The following is a 17921-nucleotide window of genomic DNA, read 5'->3' on the forward strand; positions in this document are numbered from 1 at the left end:
GTAGGGAATGACGCGCGCATATTAACCTATCTTGTCTATAAAAGGTTAATGGCTTTTAACCTTAATACAAATAAATTGCTGATTTTTTGCAGCTCGGGCTATAGTCAGCTTTTTGATAAGGGGAAATAGGCATGTCTTTGATGGTAACGGGTCTTTACGCTAGCCTCACAGGGCTATTAATTGTCGCTTTGGCTTATCGAGTAGTGAAATTAAGGCGAGGTCAGAAAATCGGCCTAGGGGATGGTGGTAACAGCGCCTTAGCTTTGGCTAATCGAGTGCATGTTAACCTGATCGAAAATGCGCCTATCGTATTGATTTTAATGCTGGTGGCCGAAGCGGGTGGCTTGCCTGCATTTTATTTACACTGTTTTGGGACTGTGTGGATAGTGGCGCGCTTACTCCATGCTATTGGCTTAACTCAAGGCCAAGGTGGTTACCATTTTGGTCGTTTTTGGGGCGTATTGCTCACTTGGCTAGTGATTATCAGTTTGGCGTTGGTGAATTTACTGCATTTTGCTCAAGGTTTAGGAAAGGGTCTCTAGGCTCGCAGGTTTGGGCGGTCAATTCCGCCCTAAGCCATATCCATAGCGGATTTAGGGGTATTACGCTTCAGGCTCAAATACCCCGAAAAACGCCTTGATTGATGTTTTTTTAATCGCACTTATCCCTCGTTGCCTGCTATACTCCGCGTCCCTAAATTGGTGTAACTTATTTTCAGTGGCGCCTTTATTTGACATTACGTTTTCGGGTCATAATCGATGCAAGTTGAATCCACACTCTTTAGTCATCCCAAGTATTGGGCTACAGGCGATAGCACTGCGCCTTTCTTACCTATGTCCCGCAAGGAGATGGATAAGCTTGGCTGGGATAGCTGTGACATTATCATAGTCACAGGCGACGCTTATGTGGATCACCCAAGCTTTGGCATGGCAGTGATCGGCCGTATGTTAGAGGCCCAAGGTTACCGAGTCGGCATTATTTCCCAGCCCGATTGGTCGAGCAAAGACGCCTTTATGCAATTGGGTCGTCCGAACCTGTTTTTTGGTGTCACCGCCGGCAACATGGATTCGATGATCAACCGTTACACCGCTGACCGCCGTTTACGTTCTGACGATGCTTATACCGCTGGCGATATTGGCGGTAAGCGCCCAGATCGCGCTGTGACTGTGTACACCCAGCGCTGTAAAGAAGCCTTTAAAGATGTGCCCGTGATCATTGGCGGTATCGAAGCCAGTTTACGCCGCATCGCCCATTACGATTATTGGTCGGACAAAGTGCGTCGCAGTGTGATTTTCGATGCCAAGGCCGACATTCTGATGTATGGCAACGCCGAGCGTCCTTTAGTTGAAGTGGCACGCCGCTTAGCTGCCGGCGAACCGATTAGCTCGCTGCACGATGTACGCGGCACTGCTGTTATCCGTAAAGAGCCGCTGCCCGAATGGCGCGGTATGGACTCGCGCAAGATTGACCAACTGCACAAGATAGAGCCGTTGCCGAATCCTTACGGCGCCGATGATGTGGGTTGTGCTAACTTGTCTGGCCCGTCGGATGTGAAGATATTCGATAACGAAGCCCCTAAGCCAATTAGCGTTCAGCCGCCTAAACCTAAGCCATGGGATAAAACCTATGTGCTGCTGCCAGCGTTTGAAAAAGTCTCCGAAGACAAATATTTATATGCCCATGCTTCACGGATTTTGCACCAAGAGCAAAATCCTGGTTGTGCCCGTGCGTTATTTCAACCCCATGGCGATCGTGCCGTTTGGGTGAACCCGCCCGCATGGCCGCTCAATACCGATGAGATGGATGCCGTATTCGATTTACCTTACCAGCGCATTCCTCATCCTATCTATGGCAAGGAAAAAATCCCTGCCTATGACATGATCAAGACGTCTATCAACATCATGCGTGGCTGTTTTGGGGGTTGTTCTTTCTGTTCGATTACCGAACATGAAGGCCGAATCATTCAGAGTCGTTCACAAGAGTCGATTGTTAAAGAAATCAAAGATATTCAGGAAAAAGTGCCAGGTTTTACTGGGGTAATTTCCGATTTAGGCGGCCCAACCGCCAACATGTATCGTTTAGGCTGTACTAGCGAAAAGGCCGAAAAAACCTGTCGGCGTTTATCCTGTGTATTCCCATCGATTTGCGGCCACTTAGGCACAGATCATAAACACACTATCGACTTATACCGTGCGGCGCGTGCTGTTCCTGGCATCAAGAAAGTATTGATCGCCTCTGGCGTGCGTTACGACTTGGCGATCGAAGATCCGGCCTACGTTAAAGAGTTAGTGCAGCACCATGTGGGCGGCTACTTAAAAATCGCCCCTGAGCATACCGAAGAAGGTCCGCTCAGCAAGATGATGAAACCCGGCATGGGCGCCTACGATAAGTTTAAAGAATTGTTCGATAAGTTTTCGAAGGAAGCGGGCAAAGAGCAGTTCTTGATCCCTTACTTTATTTCGGCGCATCCGGGCACGACTGACGAAGACATGGTGAACTTAGCGCTGTGGTTGAAGGAACGTAAGTTCAAGCTCGACCAAGTGCAGAACTTCTATCCGTCACCGATGGCGAATGCGACCACGATTTATCATACCGAGTTAAACTCGCTGAAAAACGTCAAGCACACCAGCGAAGTGGTATCTGTGCCGAAGAAAGGGCGTCAACGTCGCTTGCATAAAGCATTGCTGCGTTATCACGATCCTGCGGGTTGGCCATTGATCCGTGAAGGGTTAACTGCCATGGGGCGTGAAGACTTGATCGGCAATAGCCCACATCAATTAGTGCCGCCAGAAGGTCGAAATGAGCGCGGACCTAAGTGGATGAAAGATGCCAACCAAGGCCAAAAAGCCTTTACGCGCTTCTCGGGTAATCAGTTTGATGACCGCAAGGGCGATGGCAAATCTAAAGGTGCGGCTAAAGGCGGCGCGCAAGCTGGTGCTGAATCAAAACCGGCCGCAAAAGGTGGAAAACCTGCAGCGAATGCTGCTAAGCCAGCAGGAGCTAAACCAACTGGCTCTAAACCTAGCGGAGCTCATTCGAGCCGTCCTGGAGCGAAAGCGCCTTTCGGACAGTCTGGTTTTAAGGCTGGCGGCTCTCAAGCTAAAAGCGGTTCTCAGGCTAAAGGTGGAAGTCCATCAAAGAGTGGTGGTAAACCAGCAGGTAAGCCATCCCAAGGTCGCCAACAGGCTAAGTAATCACTTTTTTAGCCATCACAAATAATGTGCAAAGGCCGCTCCTGACATAGGTTTGGAGCGGCCTAGCTAGCATGATCATCCCGCGATACTCTCCTTTTTTACAATCCTTTTTGATTTCGCCACAATTTTGCCAGTATGTTTGCCTTAGCTCAGTCTGAAATAAGTTAATGTATATACGGGCTAGCACTTGAGCTTTTTGTTATCAGCCCCTCATCATCTTTACCGATAAATGCTTACAATGAGCGGCGCCGCGATAAAAGAGTCCTAACTGGTATCGCAGGGCGAACTATTATAAAATCTCGTCTGATGCTTATGTCTACTATTTGTTTATATTCGATATTTTAGCTATACATCTCACCCATATCCGCGGCTTGTTAACTAACATTAGATACTATGAATAAAAAGCGTAGACCCACTCTTCAAGACGTTGCCGATCAAGTTGGGATCACCAAAATGACGGTGAGCCGCTATTTAAAAAATCCAACAAGGGTGGCGCAAAGCACTCAAGAAAAGATAGCTATTGCGCTAGAAACCTTAGGTTATATACCTAATCGCGCTCCGGAAATTTTGGCGCAAGCGACCAGCCGCGCCATTGGTGTGTTAGTGCCGTCGTTAACCAACCAAGTGTTTGCCGAAGTGCTGCGCGGTATCGAGAATGTTACCGGCAAACGAGGTTATCAAACCATGCTGGCTCACTATGGATATCAGGCAGAATTGGAAGAGGAGCGGGTGGCATCACTGCTTTCTTACAATATTGATGGCTTACTTTTATCCGAAAGTTACCACACGCCGCGTACCGTGCGAATGATTGAAACGGCCGGCATTCCGGTCATTGAAATGATGGATAGTGTGTCGCCTTCGATTCAACAGTGTGTGGGTTTCGATAACACAGCTGCCGCATACGAAATGGTTAAGGCCATGATTGCACAAGGCTATCGCCACATTGCTTACTTAGGCGCGCGCATGGATATTCGCACTCAGCTTAAGATGCGAGGCTACGAGTTAGCGATGCAGGAAGCCAAGCTCACACCTTTGACGATGACCACAAATGAGGCTTCATCGTTTTCCTTGGGGGCGTCGTTATTGCAACAAACCTTAGCGAAATATCCCTATGTGGATAGCTTTTTCTGCACTAACGATGATTTGGCTGCGGGGGTGATATTTGAGTGTCAAAGACAAGGCATCAAGATCCCAGAACAAATAGGCGTTGCAGGGTTTCATGGCCATGATATAGGGCAATCCATGACGCCAAAATTGGCGAGCATTATTACCCCGAGAAAGGAGATCGGTCGAATTGCTGCCACTGAGTTATTAGACAGGTTAAATGGCAAAGAGATAGCAGAATCGGTTATCGATCTGGGCTATCGTATTGATCTAGGGGAAACATTGTAGACTTCCCCTTGATCTTTCGCTTAACGGCTAATGCCTAATGTTTTTGATCACTGGCTAGCGTTAGAGAAACGCTGAGATGATGACGGCGACTATGCCACCCGTCGTGCCAATAATGGTCTCCATTACCGTCCACGTTTGCAGCGTTTGTTTTTCTGACAATCCAAGAAAACGGTTAGCGAGCCAGAAGCCTGAGTCATTAACGTGCGAGAGCACAATCGAACCACCGCCAATGGCAATCGTAATCGCCGCCAATTGAGCACCATCTAAGTTTAGTGGTTCAAGTATCGGGATGATAAGGCCGCAAGCCGTTAACATAGCCACGGTTGCCGACCCTTGGATCACGCGCACCGAAGCCGACAAAATAAATGCCAGTATCACAATCGGTAATCCCGAACCTGCCAGCATATTCCCTAACGCATCGCCGACACCCGAATCAATCAGCACTTGCTTGAACACGCCGCCAGCACCGGTGACGAGAATAATAACCCCCGCAGGTTGGAGCGCACTGCTGCAGATTTCCATGATGCGATCATTGGGAATGTTACGTCTCACGCCCAGCACATAGAATGCGATTAAACAGGCCAGCAAAATGGCGGTGAAAGGATGACCTATCAAGGCGAGCCAATTATGCAGATCGGATTTTTCATCAATAAAGCGCGACACCACCGTCTTCAAACCGATAAGCAGCAGTGGAAAAATCACAATACTGATTGATAGCGCGAATGAGGGGATAGGTCCACCTTCTCGTTCACCTTTTTCTTGCTGCTCGTGGGCTGGTAGCTCAACATGGACTTTTTGCGAGATGAGACTGGCAAAGAGTGGACCGCCAAGAATCATCGCTGGAATGGATGCTAACAGACCAAAGACTATCATGTAGCCAAAGTCGGCATTGAGCTGGGAAGCGACCAAAATAGGCCCAGGTGCAGGGATAAGAAACGCCTGACAGGTGGCAATACCCGCGAGCAACGAAATACCAATTTTAACGACGCTGCCACCCCCTTTACGAACTACGGCAAAGGCGATGCCAATCAGCAGCACCACAGCAACGTCGAAGAAGAGGGGTAATGCACAGATAAAACCAGTAAAGGTCATCGCCCAGTGGGCTTTGTCGTTACCAAATTTATTCAGCAGTGTATGGGCTATCTGATCTAGTGCACCAGTCTCTTCCATGACGCGACCAAACATCGCCCCCAAAGCGACCACTACCGCAACAAAGCCCAGTGTTCCCCCCATACCTTGTTGAATAGTATTAGTGATATCGGCTGGGTTCATGCCAGAGAAAAGACCGGCAATGATCGACACCAGTATCAGTGATACCACTGCATGTAATCTCACTTTCATCACTAAGAACAGTAGCAGGGCGATTGAACCCAGCGCTGTCAGAATCAATGACATATCAGACATAAGAGGACTTTTCCTTGTTAGTTAAGTTGTCCACATTTTTGTAGGTTACCGGTAACATGTTACCCGTAATATGATAGAGTGGGAAGTGACTAAATTCGAGAATTGGCATGAGGTTAACAAAGTGACTGTGAGAAAAAAAGGCAATAGCTATGTGTTCATGGGCGTCTCTAGTTGTGGCAAATCTTCGATTGGTGCTGCGGTCGCAAAGGCGTTAGAGACGAAATTTATCGATGGTGATGACCTGCATCCTAGAGCCAATATTATCAAGATGAAATCTGGCTCACCGCTTAACGATAGCGATCGCGCACCTTGGCTTGAGCGCATCAACGATGCTGTGTATAGCATTGAACAAAAAGGTGAACAGGGGGTGATTGTCTGCTCTGCGCTGCGTCGTCAGTATCGTGACTTAATCCGTCAGAACAACAGTAAGCTGGTGTTTATTCATCTATATGGTGATTTTGAATTAGTCAAAGAACGCATGTTTGCCAGAAAAGCCCACTTTATGCCGATTGAACTACTCAAGAGTCAGTTCGATACGCTGGAAATGCCCGCGACCGATGAAGCTGATGTTATCCAAGTGAGCATAGATGGCACTTTCGAAGAAGTCGTGCAGCGCTGTATTCAGGCGATAAATGGCGAAGTATAGATAAACGTCGGTCATGGGATCTTAACGCGCGGCTTGGCTGCTTTATCATGATGTTGCAGATTAGCCTTTAAAGCGAAGGGGTAACTGAACGACAGTCGTCATTAATTAGTGCCGCCAAAGGTCGAAGCAAATCTGGAGCTAGCCGCTCGAAATTGAAAAAAACCACTCCAGAAATTGACTTGGAGTGGCGTAGAGATAATGGTAAGCCTGCGGTACCATCCAATGAGTGTTACGGCGAGCGTTTGTAGACGAAACGTGCGCCGCACCTCAGCCTCAAATAAGCTCACGCATATGAGCGATGACGCGAGCTGCTTGTCCTGCAAAACATGTTTCAATTCAACATGTGACTAAAACAGCCACTGAAGACTGTTATTAAAAACAGTCCCGCTAAATATGACCAAGGAATGCCAAAGTTGAATGAGCGCTTTAGCAACCTTGGTCAAATTCCCTTGAGCCTTAAAAGAAGTAATTAATCCCGACTGCGAAGCTGTTGTCTTCCTGGGCCTCGAGCGCGGTATCATCCATATCACTGAAATCTAACTTCATTTCAGCAAACATCACAGTGTCGTTGCTATAGCGATAGTGCAGCCCCAGCATGGCAAATTGGCGGGTCCAATTACCTTGGATGGGCGTAGTTGCATCTGTGTCTAAATCTAAATAACTGAGCACGACCATAGGCACAAAACCGTTGTCGAATTGATAGGCCGTCATCAACTCGGCACCAGTGGCGTCGTAGAGATCACCATTGACCAGTTCATTACTCTTACTTTGGTGAGCGTTAAAACCCACATAAAGACCGCTGGCTTCGCGTCCTTCTGCATAGTGATAGTAGTCACCGTACATGGCACCAATGCCAATAATTTCATTGGTCTCATCGACTTGGGTATTACCTAAGTGGCCTTCAAAATCACCGCGGTTAAAGCCTGCGAGTAGCTTGAATTTGTCGGTTGCCGCATAAGTGATGCTGGCGCCGTAACTGCTGTCGAAACTCAACTCAGAGTTACTCATTTCGCTGCCGTCATCATTTTTTAAGCTGACATCGCCATTGGTTTTGGCGGCATATTGCAAGGCGATTTGCATTGGGCCGACACTATTGCGGTAAATAAAGGCGGAGTCGGCACGGCCAGTGCCGGTGAGGCCGCCATCGCCAAAGGTGTAAGCGCCAACGCTGTAACCTGCGAAAACGTTGGGTAAATCTGTGGTGCCGGCGACATCATAATAGGCGCCCCATTGTTTACCAAAGCTCAAACTCCCCCAGACATCGTGGGACATGCCAACATAACCTAAGCGGTTATAGAGAAAATCATCGGTCTTTTCGGCGGCGAGCTTGCCCCCTTGCATCACTAAACCATCGTCGCTGGAGACCATATTGATCCCCCACTCCGTGGTAGCAAAGGCAGTCCAGCCATTTCTCTCACTGCGCTCGAAGCTAAATCTTAAGCGTGATGAATCGTCGATAACCGAGGTGTCGTGGCTGTCATTCAAGGCGGCAAACCCCAACCAACCGGTTAAATCTAATGTGTTTTTTTGATCTTTATAAAGCTCAACCGCCTGACTGCTGGTGGCTGTTAATAGCATAGGTAACACTAAAGCAAGACAAGTCTTATTCATAAATCCCCCGATAATGAGCAAGTATTCTCCAAGGGGATCATAGGCTTAGCCTATGATCCCTGAGTAACCGTTCTTTTAGATGCTGTTGTTAATCGTTTTGATAGTGCGTTAGCCGGATTTAGGCTGGACGTGTATCGTTAACCGTTGCTTTGTTGGAAATCACACCGAAGATAGTCCAACCGAAGAAGGTGGCCATGGCGCCAAGCATTACTGCAGTTTCGCCTGAGCTATACAGGGCATAGAAGCTATATAAAGCACCGATCACGGCAATTACGTTAGCAATACGGGCCTTATGGGCAGGCACTTTAAGTTGTTTTTGCATTACCCCAAGGGCTGCCATCGACAGTATGTAAGGCACAATATTGGTGACAACGGCGAGGTTCACTAAGGCTTCGAATTGCTTACTTAGCGATGGACTAATAGTCATTAATGAAAGGACGGTTTGGATAGAAACAATAATTGTCATGCCCCAAATTGGCGCATCGGCTTTACTGACTTTAGAGAATATTTTAGGAAAAAATCCTTCATCAGCAGAGGCTTTAAACACTTGGGCAATAGTGAACTGCCAACCTAAGAGTGATCCAGTACAGGAGATAATGGCGCAGGCCATCACGATTTTACCGACTACTGGATTAAACATTTGTGCGAAGGCTAAGCCGAATGGCGCATTTGACATGGCAAGCTCGGCATTTGGCACAATACCGGCAATGACGTTAGTGGAAACGATATAAATCACTGCAGCACCTAAGGTACCGCCCATCACGGCGATAGGTACGTTTTTTTCTGGGTTATCGACGGCTTCTGAGTTTGCACAGGCCGATTCTAAACCGAGGAACGCCCACAAAGTCATAGCGATAGAACCGCCTAACGCTTTGAAGAATGGCATATCATGCGGGTTCCATGCGCCTTTATAGAGGTCGATGTCAAACCAGAACCAACCAATTAAAGATACGCCAATCACTGGCAGAATAATCCCCCACACAGTCACGCTACTGACGCGACCCGTGATGCGGGCACCACCGAAGTTAGCAATGGTTGCCAACCAAAGTACGCCAATGGTCGCAAGACAAATTGCCATCGGGCTTAAGTTAACGTCCAGCAACACGGCAGCGTAACCCACGGCAGAGATGGCAATCGCGACGTTGGCGATTAACAGCGAGACGGCATAGGTGTAGTTGGCCATAAAGTTGCCAGAACGGCCGAAGGCATACTCGGCATAACCGCCCATACCACCGGATTTTTTACTGAACATACCGCACTTAGCAAAGGCGAAGGCGAGGGCCGTTGACCCTGCTGCTGTTACTAACCAAGATAAAATGGAGATAGTACCGACTTGAGCTAATTGGGTTGGCAGCATAATAATGCCCGAACCCATCATGTTGACTATGGTGATAATAGTTAATTGGACGACGCCAATTTTATTTTCTGATTTACTCATACTAATAACCTAATTTAGGTGACTTATTATAGGAGGCATGAATTTGACTGCAGAGTGGGGTTAATAAACTCTGCAGTCAGTCTTCATTATTTATTTAGTACATAGCCCATTGCTTGAATTTTGCCGTCTGCGGTATTTTCGAGATAAACACCTTGCAGTTCTGGTGAGAATCCAGGTAATAGGTTGATGCCTTCTTCAAGGGCAAGGAAATAACGCTGAACAGAACCACCCCATATTTCACCTGGCACCATACATAACACGCCTGGTGGATATGGCAGCGCACCTTCGGCAGCGATACGGCCTTCAATTTGCGAGAGTGGGACTAGTTCTACTTTACCGCGAATAAACTCTAGGTTTGCTTCCTGTGGGTCCATCACTTTTGTAGGAAAATGCGCTTTACGGAACATTTCTTTCTGCAGTTGTTTTACGTCATGGCTGACATAAAGATTGTGCATTTCTTGGCAGAGTTGACGGATAGAATAGTCTTTATAACGGGCTTTATTGGCGTTATAAACGTTAGGTAATACTTCAGATAATGGCGCATCTTCATCGACTAATTTCTCGAAACGAGATATTTGTGATACCAGATGTTGCATCTTGGCCATATCTTCCGCAGGTGTCATCAGGAATAAAATCGAATTCAAGTCGCACTTCTCTGGAATAATATTATTTTCCCGTAAGAAGTTAGCCAGAATAGTCGCTGGAATACCAAATTCGGTATATTTGCCTGTTTCAGCATCTATGCCCGGTGTTGTTAATAAGAACTTACAAGGGTCAACAAAGTATTGGCCTTTTTCATAACCTTCGAAGGAGTGCCATTTCTGACCAGGTTCGAATTCGAAGAAGCGTAAGTCATCGGCCATTTGTTCGGTTTCATAGTCTTGCCATAGGCGGCCGTCGATCATTGTTGGCACGAATGGCTTGATATATTTACACTTTTTGAGCAATAGCTTACGTGCTTCGATACCCGCTTTTACCGCTTCGCGCCACAGATAACGACCGCTTGCGCCTTCATGCATTTTCGCGTTTACATCTAGCGCCGCAAATAAAGGATAGAAGGGACTGGTAGAGGCATGCATCATAAAGGCGTTGTTGAAGCGTTTATGGTTGCAATATCTATCTTGGCCTTTGATATGTTTATCTTTTTTATGGATTTGCGAGGTTTGTGAGAAACCTGCCTGCTGTTTATGCACCGACTGAGTCACGATAATGCCTGGATCTTCAGCAGTCAGTTCGAGCAAGAGTGGTGAGCAGTCATTCATCATAGGGATGAACTGTTCATAGCCCACCCAAGCCGAGTCGAATAAGACGTAGTCACAAAGATGGCCAATTTTATCAATCACTTGGCGAGCATTGTAGATGGTGCCGTCATAGGTGCCGAGTTGGATTATCGCCAAGCGGAATGGGCGTTTTTCATCGGCTCTTTCTGGCGCGACTTCACGAATTTGCTCTCTTAGATAGGACTCTTGGAAACAGTGGGCATCAATGCCACCAATAAATCCGAAGGGATTACGTGCCGTTTCTAAATAAACAGGTGTAGCACCTGCTTGAATTAACGCGCCATGGTGGTTTGATTTGTGGTTATTGCGGTCGAATAACACGAGGTCGCCTTTCGCTAACAGCGCATTAGTCGCGACTTTATTTGATGACGAAGTGCCGTTAAGTACGAAATAGGTTTTATCGGCATTAAAAACTTTGGCAGCGTATTTCTGTGCTTCCAGTGGAGCGCCTTCATGGATCAGTAAATCACCCAGTTTTACGTCGGCATTACACATATCCGCGCGGAAAATTGTTTCGCCAAAAAAGTCGAAGAATTGGCGACCCACAGGGTGTTTACGGAAGAATTGTCCGCCTTGGTGACCAGGACAAGCAAAGGTAGAGTTACCCATTTCGACGTATTTTTTTAACGTACCGAAGAAAGGTGGCAATAGCGCTTGTTCATATTTACTTATTGCAGTCTCAACCTGTTTTCCGTAGAAGTCAGTGTTATCACCGCAGAGTTCAAATACCCCTGTAATCGATGAGCAAACATCATCAGGGAAGGTTTCTTCACAGCAAACTGAAACGAAAATGGGCAGTTTCAATCCGGTGTTTTTAATCTTTTCAACAATACCATTTCTAACATCATCAACAGAGACGACAGCCGCGCCCACATCGCAAAAATCTGTGGTTAATACATTGACAACCTCTCTGTCGATATCGAAACAAGATCTAACAGATAAGCTAGCGGCTACTTTTAATGATTTCATAGTTAATTTCCCTTTTACTTTATAAAAAATAGATACAAGTGTGCCTATACCTAATTAAAAACATTAATGGTATGAAAATTAGATATAGCTATTCCGTGCGCAGATTAAATGTGGTTATGCCAAAGTTACGAAATAAATATAAGTAGAAATATATTTATTGAGCGTATGAATAGCTTAGCCGCAGTAAAACTGCACTGATAAAAGAATGCTTTGATTAAGGTGTTAGATAATAAACCAAATGAAAACAGTACGATAAGTGTTTGCGCCTATTAGAGCAATAGCACTTTAGACCTGTTAATTGGCCTACTACCTACGCTAAGGTTAGCGGAGGAAGATAAAGGAGTGATCGAAATAGTCACGTTGACTAGGCATCATGATATGCCGTGTGCGCCTGATATGCGCCATAATTTTAGATTTCCTCTTCATATACGACTCCATTATGACTTAGAGAAAATGGTTAGGTTTTTATTACGTAATGAAGTTTATATGCGAGTTATAAATAAAATCATGACCTATGTCTTATTTTTAAATAATTAGCACGTCAATTTAACTTAATTTATCGATATTAAATTGAGTCAATCATGCTTAAGTATCTTTATCTAAATAATGAAAGTAAATATTGTCAGCATTATTTAAATAATATTATTTGCATAAAATATCTTATTTCAAATATCTAATCTTAATTTAAAGGCTGCTGTAATCATCATTCCGATTTATACCGCATTCCATATCTGCATTGTTATGCAGATATTTCCGTTACAAAATCATCCTTCCGCTTGAAAAGTGCAAAAGTGATAACTTTTTTCTCACATTTGAGCATTTGGGGCAGAAAGTTGTCGTTTTAGGGCAGATGTTATTTTTTTGATTGACGTAAAGTGAGTCAGGTCGAACATGAATAGGAGATAGACATGAATAAAGGGTGGTTAGGGGCGAGTTTAGTGCTTGGGTTATTCGTTGGACAGGCAAGTGCTATGACATTAACGAGCAAAGATATGAGCGAGGGCAATAAACTGACATCGCAATTAGTGTTTAATGGCTTTGGTTGCCAAGGGGAAAATATTTCGCCGCAACTGACTTGGACTGACGTGCCCACAGGAACTAAAGCATTTGCAGTGACAGCTTATGATCCTGATGCACCAACGGGCAGCGGTTGGTGGCACTGGGCCGTATATAACTTACCCTTAGCGCAAACTTCGCTCGCACAAGGTGCGGGCTCGCATGTTGATGCACTGCCCAAAGGCGCCATTGCCTTGAAGAACGATTTTGGCACTACAAATTTTGGTGGCGCATGCCCGCCCCAAGGTCATGGCGTTCACAGGTATGAATTTACTGTGTGGGCATTACCCAGTGCTTTAGAATTGCCAAAGGACGCTAGCCCTGCCTTATTGGGCTTTATGCTCAGGGCACAAGCGCTCGGCAACGCCAAGTTGACTGCGGTATATAATCGATAATCCATTGATAATTAGGCTGGTGTCATGATCCGTATGTTTGAATATGATTCGAAGCAGGCACAATCTTTATCTCAAGTCCCTGTACATCAGCCGTCGATTATTCGGGTTATCTATGGTGAAAAGTCTCTGCTCTGGCAAGATGAATCTGTTTTAGTAGGCCAAGGGCAGTTACTGTTAATTCCTGCTGGTTCGCATATTAGCTTTGTTAATCGACCTTTTCTTGGGCGTTATCGGGCGGTGCAGTTATTACTCCCCCACGATTTACCCCAAGGCATTTTATCAAGTGCTACCGATTGGCGTGACCCTATGCCAGTCCAAAACATATCACGCGCTGTGGACTTAGCTTGGAATGCGCTATTACAGAGTTTGACCTTGTCTCTGGCCGATCCTGTTCAACTACATTATTTGGCCGCGTTACTGTTAAGTTTGCCGGATAAACGCAGTGTGAACTGGTTGTATGGACACACCCAACGCAGCGTGACTCAAGCGGCCTTGGCCTTGATGAGTGTGAGTCCTTCGGCGTCATGGCAGCAGGAGGATATTGCCGACAAGTTACACATGAGCACGGCAAGCCTTAGGCGTAAATTGGCCTTAGAAGACACCAGTTTTAGGCAGTTACTGGTAGAAGTGCGGCTTTGTCATGGTTTAGCCATGTTGCAGAATTCGAGTGAGCCAGTATTACAAGTGGCTTTGGCCTGTGGTTATCAATCTGCGGAAAAGTTTTCCTTACGTTTTAAGCAGCAATTTGGCCTGACCCCTGCGGCTTATCGTCGTACACTGTGAAGTGGCATGGGTGTATACCCAAACAACTTTAGGGTATTGGAGAAATATGATGGCGGATGAGCAATTTACTGACAGCGGATTTTGGAACAAGATCAAACTCTTTAGCCGTCAAGCAGGTAGAGAGGTCATCGAGCGGGCACTATGGCTTTATTATGCAGCGCAACAACCCAATACGCCTAAGTGGGCTAAGTCAGTCATCTACGGCGCTTTAGCGTATTTTGTTTTGCCTTTAGATGCGATTCCCGATCTGACTCCTTTAGTTGGCTTTACCGATGATTTAGGTGCCCTTGCCGCGGCCCTGACTATGGTGACCTTATATATCGATGATGAAGTGAAATCCCTTGCAGCGGATAAACTCACACTGTGGTTTGGAGATAAGCCGAGCGAACCTAAGACTTAAACCTATTGCGAGAGCAATCGCCTAAGTGATGCAAAATTGTGCTAAAAATATGATTTCATTAGGAGTCGTTGATTTGGTTTTGACTGAGATTTTCTGGGGTAAAAATATTTTTTTGCAAATGTTTCACTATTGCTTGATTGCGCTATATGCTAGCGCTGTTTTGTAAACCCCTTGTGTTTGTTTAGGCAGATAAATGAAAAATATTATGGTAGTGATCCTATGGCTTTTAGGTGTCTCTGCCGCTACCCCCGCGTTTGCCGATGAGGCCTCTCCGGAACAACTCGCCCGTCTTTACCTCGATTTTATGGCACAGAATAGTCGCCAGAGCGAAGCTTTGTGGCCCGGTTTTCGCCTTGAAGATAAAGTACACCTCTTTAGTTATGGTGGTAATGTCTGGCTTCGACAGCCTGGTGGCGAAATAATCCAAGATAACAGTGTGTTAGAGTCTGTCAATCTGCACTCTGGTCTATCGGTGAGCTTCGGCTTTCCACAATATAATGGCCAGCCAGGCGTATTGATCCAGCTCGAAGTGCCGAACATCCAATTTACTCGCGACACTAAGCCAACGGATTTAGCTTTTTTAATCTGGGCGAGCAATGGCTTGCATGAAGCCTTCCATTTTTATGCCCAATCCGAATGGCGAGTATTAGAAGACGGTAAGCGTTATGAGGGTGAGGTCTTTCCGCTCAACTTCGATGCTCGCTATTATCGTTTACAGTTATTTGATGCCTTAATGGCGGCGCTGGCACAACCCGAACAACAGTCATTACATCTTAGCTATGCTGCTTATTGGTTGCAGCAATGGCGCCAAATTGCGCCGAATGAAGATAGAGTCGGTTACATCAATGATCTCGTTGAAGGCAGCGCTAAGTATGTGGAATTGGCCGCAGGTGCGCGTGTATTGAGTCAAAATCAAACTTTACTTGGTTATCAGCAAATACTGACAAAATATGTGTATGACTATTATCAACAGCAGAAAATGTGGGTTGGTTGGACGGCTGAGGCGGCAAATATTGGCGCTCTGGCGGGCATATTGTTGGATAGCACTCAAGACCCTTATGTATGGAAAGAGTCGGTCATGTCGGGTATGTTGCCTGTGGATTTACTACTGAACCGCGTAAAGCCAGTATCCCCGTTAGACAAGAAAGACACTAAACAGAAGAAACAGCTGCAGGAGATGCTAGCGTATTACCCTGCCACTCAAGCAAAATTGTCTCAGTTGTTGTTGAATGTGCAGGATCCAAAAGTGCCGTTATTGGTTATGCCGAGCGTGAGCGATAGCAGCAGTTTTATTGATGTGGGTGACGTACGTTCTGGCTTTTATGTGGTGCCCTATCAAGAGGAAATGACTCAAGCTTATTTAGGGATGAGCGCGCAATTTAGTAACTTGTCAGTGAGTGGCAGTCCATTACTTGATGTTCCGGTACAAAATTTTTGTGAGGGCATTGAGGCGGCAACTCTGTTACCTTTAGCATTCCCCTTTCAGCGTGAGGGTCAGTATCTGGTATTCAACGAAGCGGAAGTCCATGGAACTATTAGGGTTTCTGCGAGTGTTGTTGATGGAAGAACCCTCTACTGTGCGATGAATTAATAATGAGAAAAAATCAGCTCGAATTTACCTACATGCGTGGCATTGCGATTATTTTTATCGTGCTTGGCCACAGTATTTACAACTCTGGTGAAGGTTTCCCGCTGTTGCTGGAAAATCTATTGCGTGGTGGCACAGCGTTATTTGTGTTTATCTCGGGATACTTTTTCCATCGCATTTTTTATAAGGATTTCGACTACAGCAAGTTTATGAAGAACAAAGTACAAAACGTACTTTATCCTTTTTTAGTTGTATCATTGATTGGTCTATTTTGTTTGTGTTTGCGCTGGATATTTATGGAGCATCAGCCGCTCGATAATGTCTTGCTGAGTATTTTTTATACTGTGCGTAACGGTTATATTCTGTATCCGCACTGGTACATTCCCTTCATCATGGCGGTGTTTTTATTCTCGCCGATTTTTTTATGGTTTATCCGTTGCTCGCAGCAGATGCGTTGGACACTATTTGTACTGAGCTGTGTGGTAGCAATCCTATTGCATAGACCTATAGGTAACGTCAATTTCATCCACTCAGTTGTGTATTTTGTACCTTTCTACTTGATTGGTATTTTATATTCGCAAGATGAACATATTGTGACGCGCTTTGGCTCTATTTTCACCGCACTAGCGATGATTTTTTTAGTGGTGAGCTTAGTCGAACAAACTTACATAGTGCAGCATATTGGTAATTATCATAAGGCACCGTTTGAGTATAACGGTATCGATTGGCAGTTTATTCAGAAACTTTGTTTATGTGTATTAGTACTGAATTTCTGTGAATGGTTGTCGGGACGAAGTCGTTTGCCTTGGTTAGTCGAAGTCGCTGAGATGAGTTTTGCAATTTTCTTTATTCATCCACTCTTCGATATGCTATTTAACACGGCTGCAACCGTAATGCGTTTCCGCTTCCCACCAGATTCTGCTGTGACTAGCGTGCTCTTTTCCGCTGGGATTTTCATTTTCATGATGGTAGGCAGTATTATGACGGCTCGCTTTATCAAAAAGCGTCTGGGTAATCGATCGCGTACTTATATCGGCTGGTAATCACTTTGGTTTATCATCACTAACACTAGGTGAAATTCAGTTTGAATTTATTTCCTAGTGTTAGGGTGTTTTCCATCTAAAAAAGTGGAGAACATAATGAATCCCAACATTACCCTACCGAGCCTCGGGCTCATCAGTTTGTCTTTTATCGCGTTGCCATCCATCGCCGCTCAAGTTGAGTCGCTATCCACCAAGACGCAGAATACTTTTTTCGCACAAATCGCGGCCCATTGTGGCCAAGCCTTTGCGGGAAAAGTGGTATCGGGTGACAGTGCCGATTCAGCCTTTAGCGGTAAGTCGTTAATTATGCACGTGCGTGAATGTAGCGACACTGAGCTTAAGATCCCGTTCCATGTGGGTGATGACCACTCGCGTACTTGGGTGCTGACTAAAACGCAGCAAGGACTTAAGTTGAAGCACGACCATCGCCATCAGGATGGAAGTGAAGATGCTGTGACCATGTATGGCGGCGACACTATGAATGATGGGACAGTACAGAAACAATCATTTCCAATTGATAGGGAATCTATCGATAACTTCGTTAAGAATGGGCTAACCCAGTCGATCACGAATGTGTGGCACATGGAAATTACGCCAACAACGTTTAGCTATCAACTTACGCGCGAAAACCGCGATTTCAAAGTCGATTTTGATCTTACCCAGCCAGTAGCATTACCGCCCAAACCTTGGGGACACGACTAGTGTTGTTATCAAGCTAGCTC

At 45.7% G+C, this 17921-nt stretch carries 15 protein-coding genes; 10 read left to right on the top strand and 5 right to left on the bottom strand.

The window, feature by feature from the left end; translation table 11 throughout:
• Window positions 1–131: 131 nt before the first annotated feature.
• From L5M18_RS10210 to gntR, 3 genes are all read left to right on the top strand, one after another.
• The gene (locus tag L5M18_RS10210; protein ID WP_263140982.1) at window positions 132–542 is read left to right on the top strand and encodes an MAPEG family protein; all 411 of its coding nucleotides are present in this window, start codon (window positions 132–134) and stop codon (window positions 540–542) included.
• 216 nt (window positions 543–758) lie between these two features.
• Window positions 759–3194: a YgiQ family radical SAM protein gene (locus L5M18_RS10215; RefSeq protein ID WP_263196827.1), complete on the top strand. Its 2436-nt coding sequence runs from the start codon at window positions 759–761 to the stop codon at window positions 3192–3194.
• 393 nt (window positions 3195–3587) lie between these two features.
• Window positions 3588–4586 (top strand): gluconate operon transcriptional repressor GntR, encoded by a 999-nt coding sequence (gene gntR / locus L5M18_RS10220; RefSeq protein WP_011848117.1) that lies wholly within the window; start codon window positions 3588–3590, stop codon window positions 4584–4586.
• 60 nt (window positions 4587–4646) lie between these two features.
• Here gntR and gntU read toward each other — a convergent pair whose 3' ends face one another.
• Window positions 4647–5990 carry a gluconate transporter gene (gene gntU, locus L5M18_RS10225; protein WP_006083518.1) on the bottom strand — a complete coding sequence of 448 codons (1344 nt, stop codon included), beginning with the start codon at window positions 5988–5990 and terminating at the stop codon, window positions 4647–4649.
• Window positions 5991–6075: 85 nt separating this feature from the next.
• On the opposite strand from gntU, the gene L5M18_RS10230 reads away from it, so the two are divergent.
• The gene (locus L5M18_RS10230; protein WP_263196832.1) at window positions 6076–6636 is read left to right on the top strand and encodes a gluconokinase; all 561 of its coding nucleotides are present in this window, start codon (window positions 6076–6078) and stop codon (window positions 6634–6636) included.
• 456 nt (window positions 6637–7092) lie between these two features.
• Here the strand turns inward: L5M18_RS10230 and L5M18_RS10235 are convergent, their stop codons facing one another.
• The 4 genes from L5M18_RS10235 to speFL form a co-directional block, all read right to left on the bottom strand.
• On the bottom strand, window positions 7093–8247 hold the full coding sequence (locus L5M18_RS10235; RefSeq protein ID WP_263196834.1) for a porin: 1155 nt from the start codon (window positions 8245–8247) through the stop codon (window positions 7093–7095).
• A 118-nt stretch (window positions 8248–8365) separates the two neighbouring features.
• On the bottom strand, window positions 8366–9685 hold the full coding sequence (gene potE, locus L5M18_RS10240) for a putrescine-ornithine antiporter (RefSeq protein WP_263196836.1): 1320 nt from the start codon (window positions 9683–9685) through the stop codon (window positions 8366–8368).
• Window positions 9686–9771: 86 nt separating this feature from the next.
• The gene (gene speF / locus L5M18_RS10245) at window positions 9772–11934 is read right to left on the bottom strand and encodes an ornithine decarboxylase SpeF (RefSeq protein WP_105250508.1); all 2163 of its coding nucleotides are present in this window, start codon (window positions 11932–11934) and stop codon (window positions 9772–9774) included.
• Window positions 11935–12255: 321 nt separating this feature from the next.
• The gene (gene speFL / locus L5M18_RS23485; protein ID WP_100199882.1) at window positions 12256–12372 is read right to left on the bottom strand and encodes a leader peptide SpeFL; all 117 of its coding nucleotides are present in this window, start codon (window positions 12370–12372) and stop codon (window positions 12256–12258) included.
• Window positions 12373–12842: 470 nt separating this feature from the next.
• On the opposite strand from speFL, the gene L5M18_RS10250 reads away from it, so the two are divergent.
• The 6 genes from L5M18_RS10250 (at window position 12843) to L5M18_RS10275 (ending at window position 17901) form a co-directional block, all read left to right on the top strand.
• Window positions 12843–13385, top strand: coding sequence for a YbhB/YbcL family Raf kinase inhibitor-like protein (locus L5M18_RS10250; protein WP_173248074.1), 543 nt, complete (start codon window positions 12843–12845; stop codon window positions 13383–13385).
• Between the two features lie 24 nt (window positions 13386–13409).
• On the top strand, window positions 13410–14168 hold the full coding sequence (locus L5M18_RS10255; RefSeq protein ID WP_113941435.1) for a helix-turn-helix transcriptional regulator: 759 nt from the start codon (window positions 13410–13412) through the stop codon (window positions 14166–14168).
• 49 nt (window positions 14169–14217) lie between these two features.
• A complete protein-coding gene (locus L5M18_RS10260) occupies window positions 14218–14568 on the top strand; it encodes a YkvA family protein (protein ID WP_263168460.1) in 351 nt (116 codons plus the stop codon).
• A 193-nt stretch (window positions 14569–14761) separates the two neighbouring features.
• On the top strand, window positions 14762–16159 hold the full coding sequence (locus L5M18_RS10265) for a hypothetical protein (protein WP_105250504.1): 1398 nt from the start codon (window positions 14762–14764) through the stop codon (window positions 16157–16159).
• A 2-nt stretch (window positions 16160–16161) separates the two neighbouring features.
• Window positions 16162–17199, top strand: coding sequence for an acyltransferase family protein (locus tag L5M18_RS10270; RefSeq protein ID WP_212600605.1), 1038 nt, complete (start codon window positions 16162–16164; stop codon window positions 17197–17199).
• Window positions 17200–17295: 96 nt separating this feature from the next.
• Complete coding sequence (locus L5M18_RS10275; protein WP_198573238.1) at window positions 17296–17901, top strand: hypothetical protein; 606 nt, start codon at window positions 17296–17298, stop codon at window positions 17899–17901.
• Window positions 17902–17921: the final 20 nt, after the last annotated feature.

The organism is Shewanella sp. SM20, from assembly GCF_025654545.1.
In the GTDB taxonomy this organism is placed as follows: Bacteria; Pseudomonadota; Gammaproteobacteria; order Enterobacterales; family Shewanellaceae; genus Shewanella; species Shewanella oncorhynchi.

Bases quoted from the DNA above. Each gene is read 5' to 3' on its own strand.
- L5M18_RS10210 (WP_263140982.1), top strand. From the start codon at position 132: ATGTCTTTGATGGTAACGGGTCTTTACGCTAGCCTCACAGGGCTATTA.
- L5M18_RS10215 (WP_263196827.1), top strand. From the start codon at position 759: ATGCAAGTTGAATCCACACTCTTTAGTCATCCCAAGTATTGGGCTACA.
- gntR (WP_011848117.1), top strand. From the start codon at position 3,588: ATGAATAAAAAGCGTAGACCCACTCTTCAAGACGTTGCCGATCAAGTT.
- gntU (WP_006083518.1), bottom strand. From the start codon at position 5,990: ATGTCTGATATGTCATTGATTCTGACAGCGCTGGGTTCAATCGCCCTG.
- L5M18_RS10235 (WP_263196834.1), bottom strand. From the start codon at position 8,247: ATGAATAAGACTTGTCTTGCTTTAGTGTTACCTATGCTATTAACAGCC.
- potE (WP_263196836.1), bottom strand. From the start codon at position 9,685: ATGAGTAAATCAGAAAATAAAATTGGCGTCGTCCAATTAACTATTATC.
- speF (WP_105250508.1), bottom strand. From the start codon at position 11,934: ATGAAATCATTAAAAGTAGCCGCTAGCTTATCTGTTAGATCTTGTTTC.
- speFL (WP_100199882.1), bottom strand. From the start codon at position 12,372: ATGGAGTCGTATATGAAGAGGAAATCTAAAATTATGGCGCATATCAGG.
- L5M18_RS10250 (WP_173248074.1), top strand. From the start codon at position 12,843: ATGAATAAAGGGTGGTTAGGGGCGAGTTTAGTGCTTGGGTTATTCGTT.
- L5M18_RS10255 (WP_113941435.1), top strand. From the start codon at position 13,410: ATGATCCGTATGTTTGAATATGATTCGAAGCAGGCACAATCTTTATCT.
- L5M18_RS10260 (WP_263168460.1), top strand. From the start codon at position 14,218: ATGGCGGATGAGCAATTTACTGACAGCGGATTTTGGAACAAGATCAAA.
- L5M18_RS10265 (WP_105250504.1), top strand. From the start codon at position 14,762: ATGAAAAATATTATGGTAGTGATCCTATGGCTTTTAGGTGTCTCTGCC.
- L5M18_RS10270 (WP_212600605.1), top strand. From the start codon at position 16,162: ATGAGAAAAAATCAGCTCGAATTTACCTACATGCGTGGCATTGCGATT.
- L5M18_RS10275 (WP_198573238.1), top strand. From the start codon at position 17,296: ATGAATCCCAACATTACCCTACCGAGCCTCGGGCTCATCAGTTTGTCT.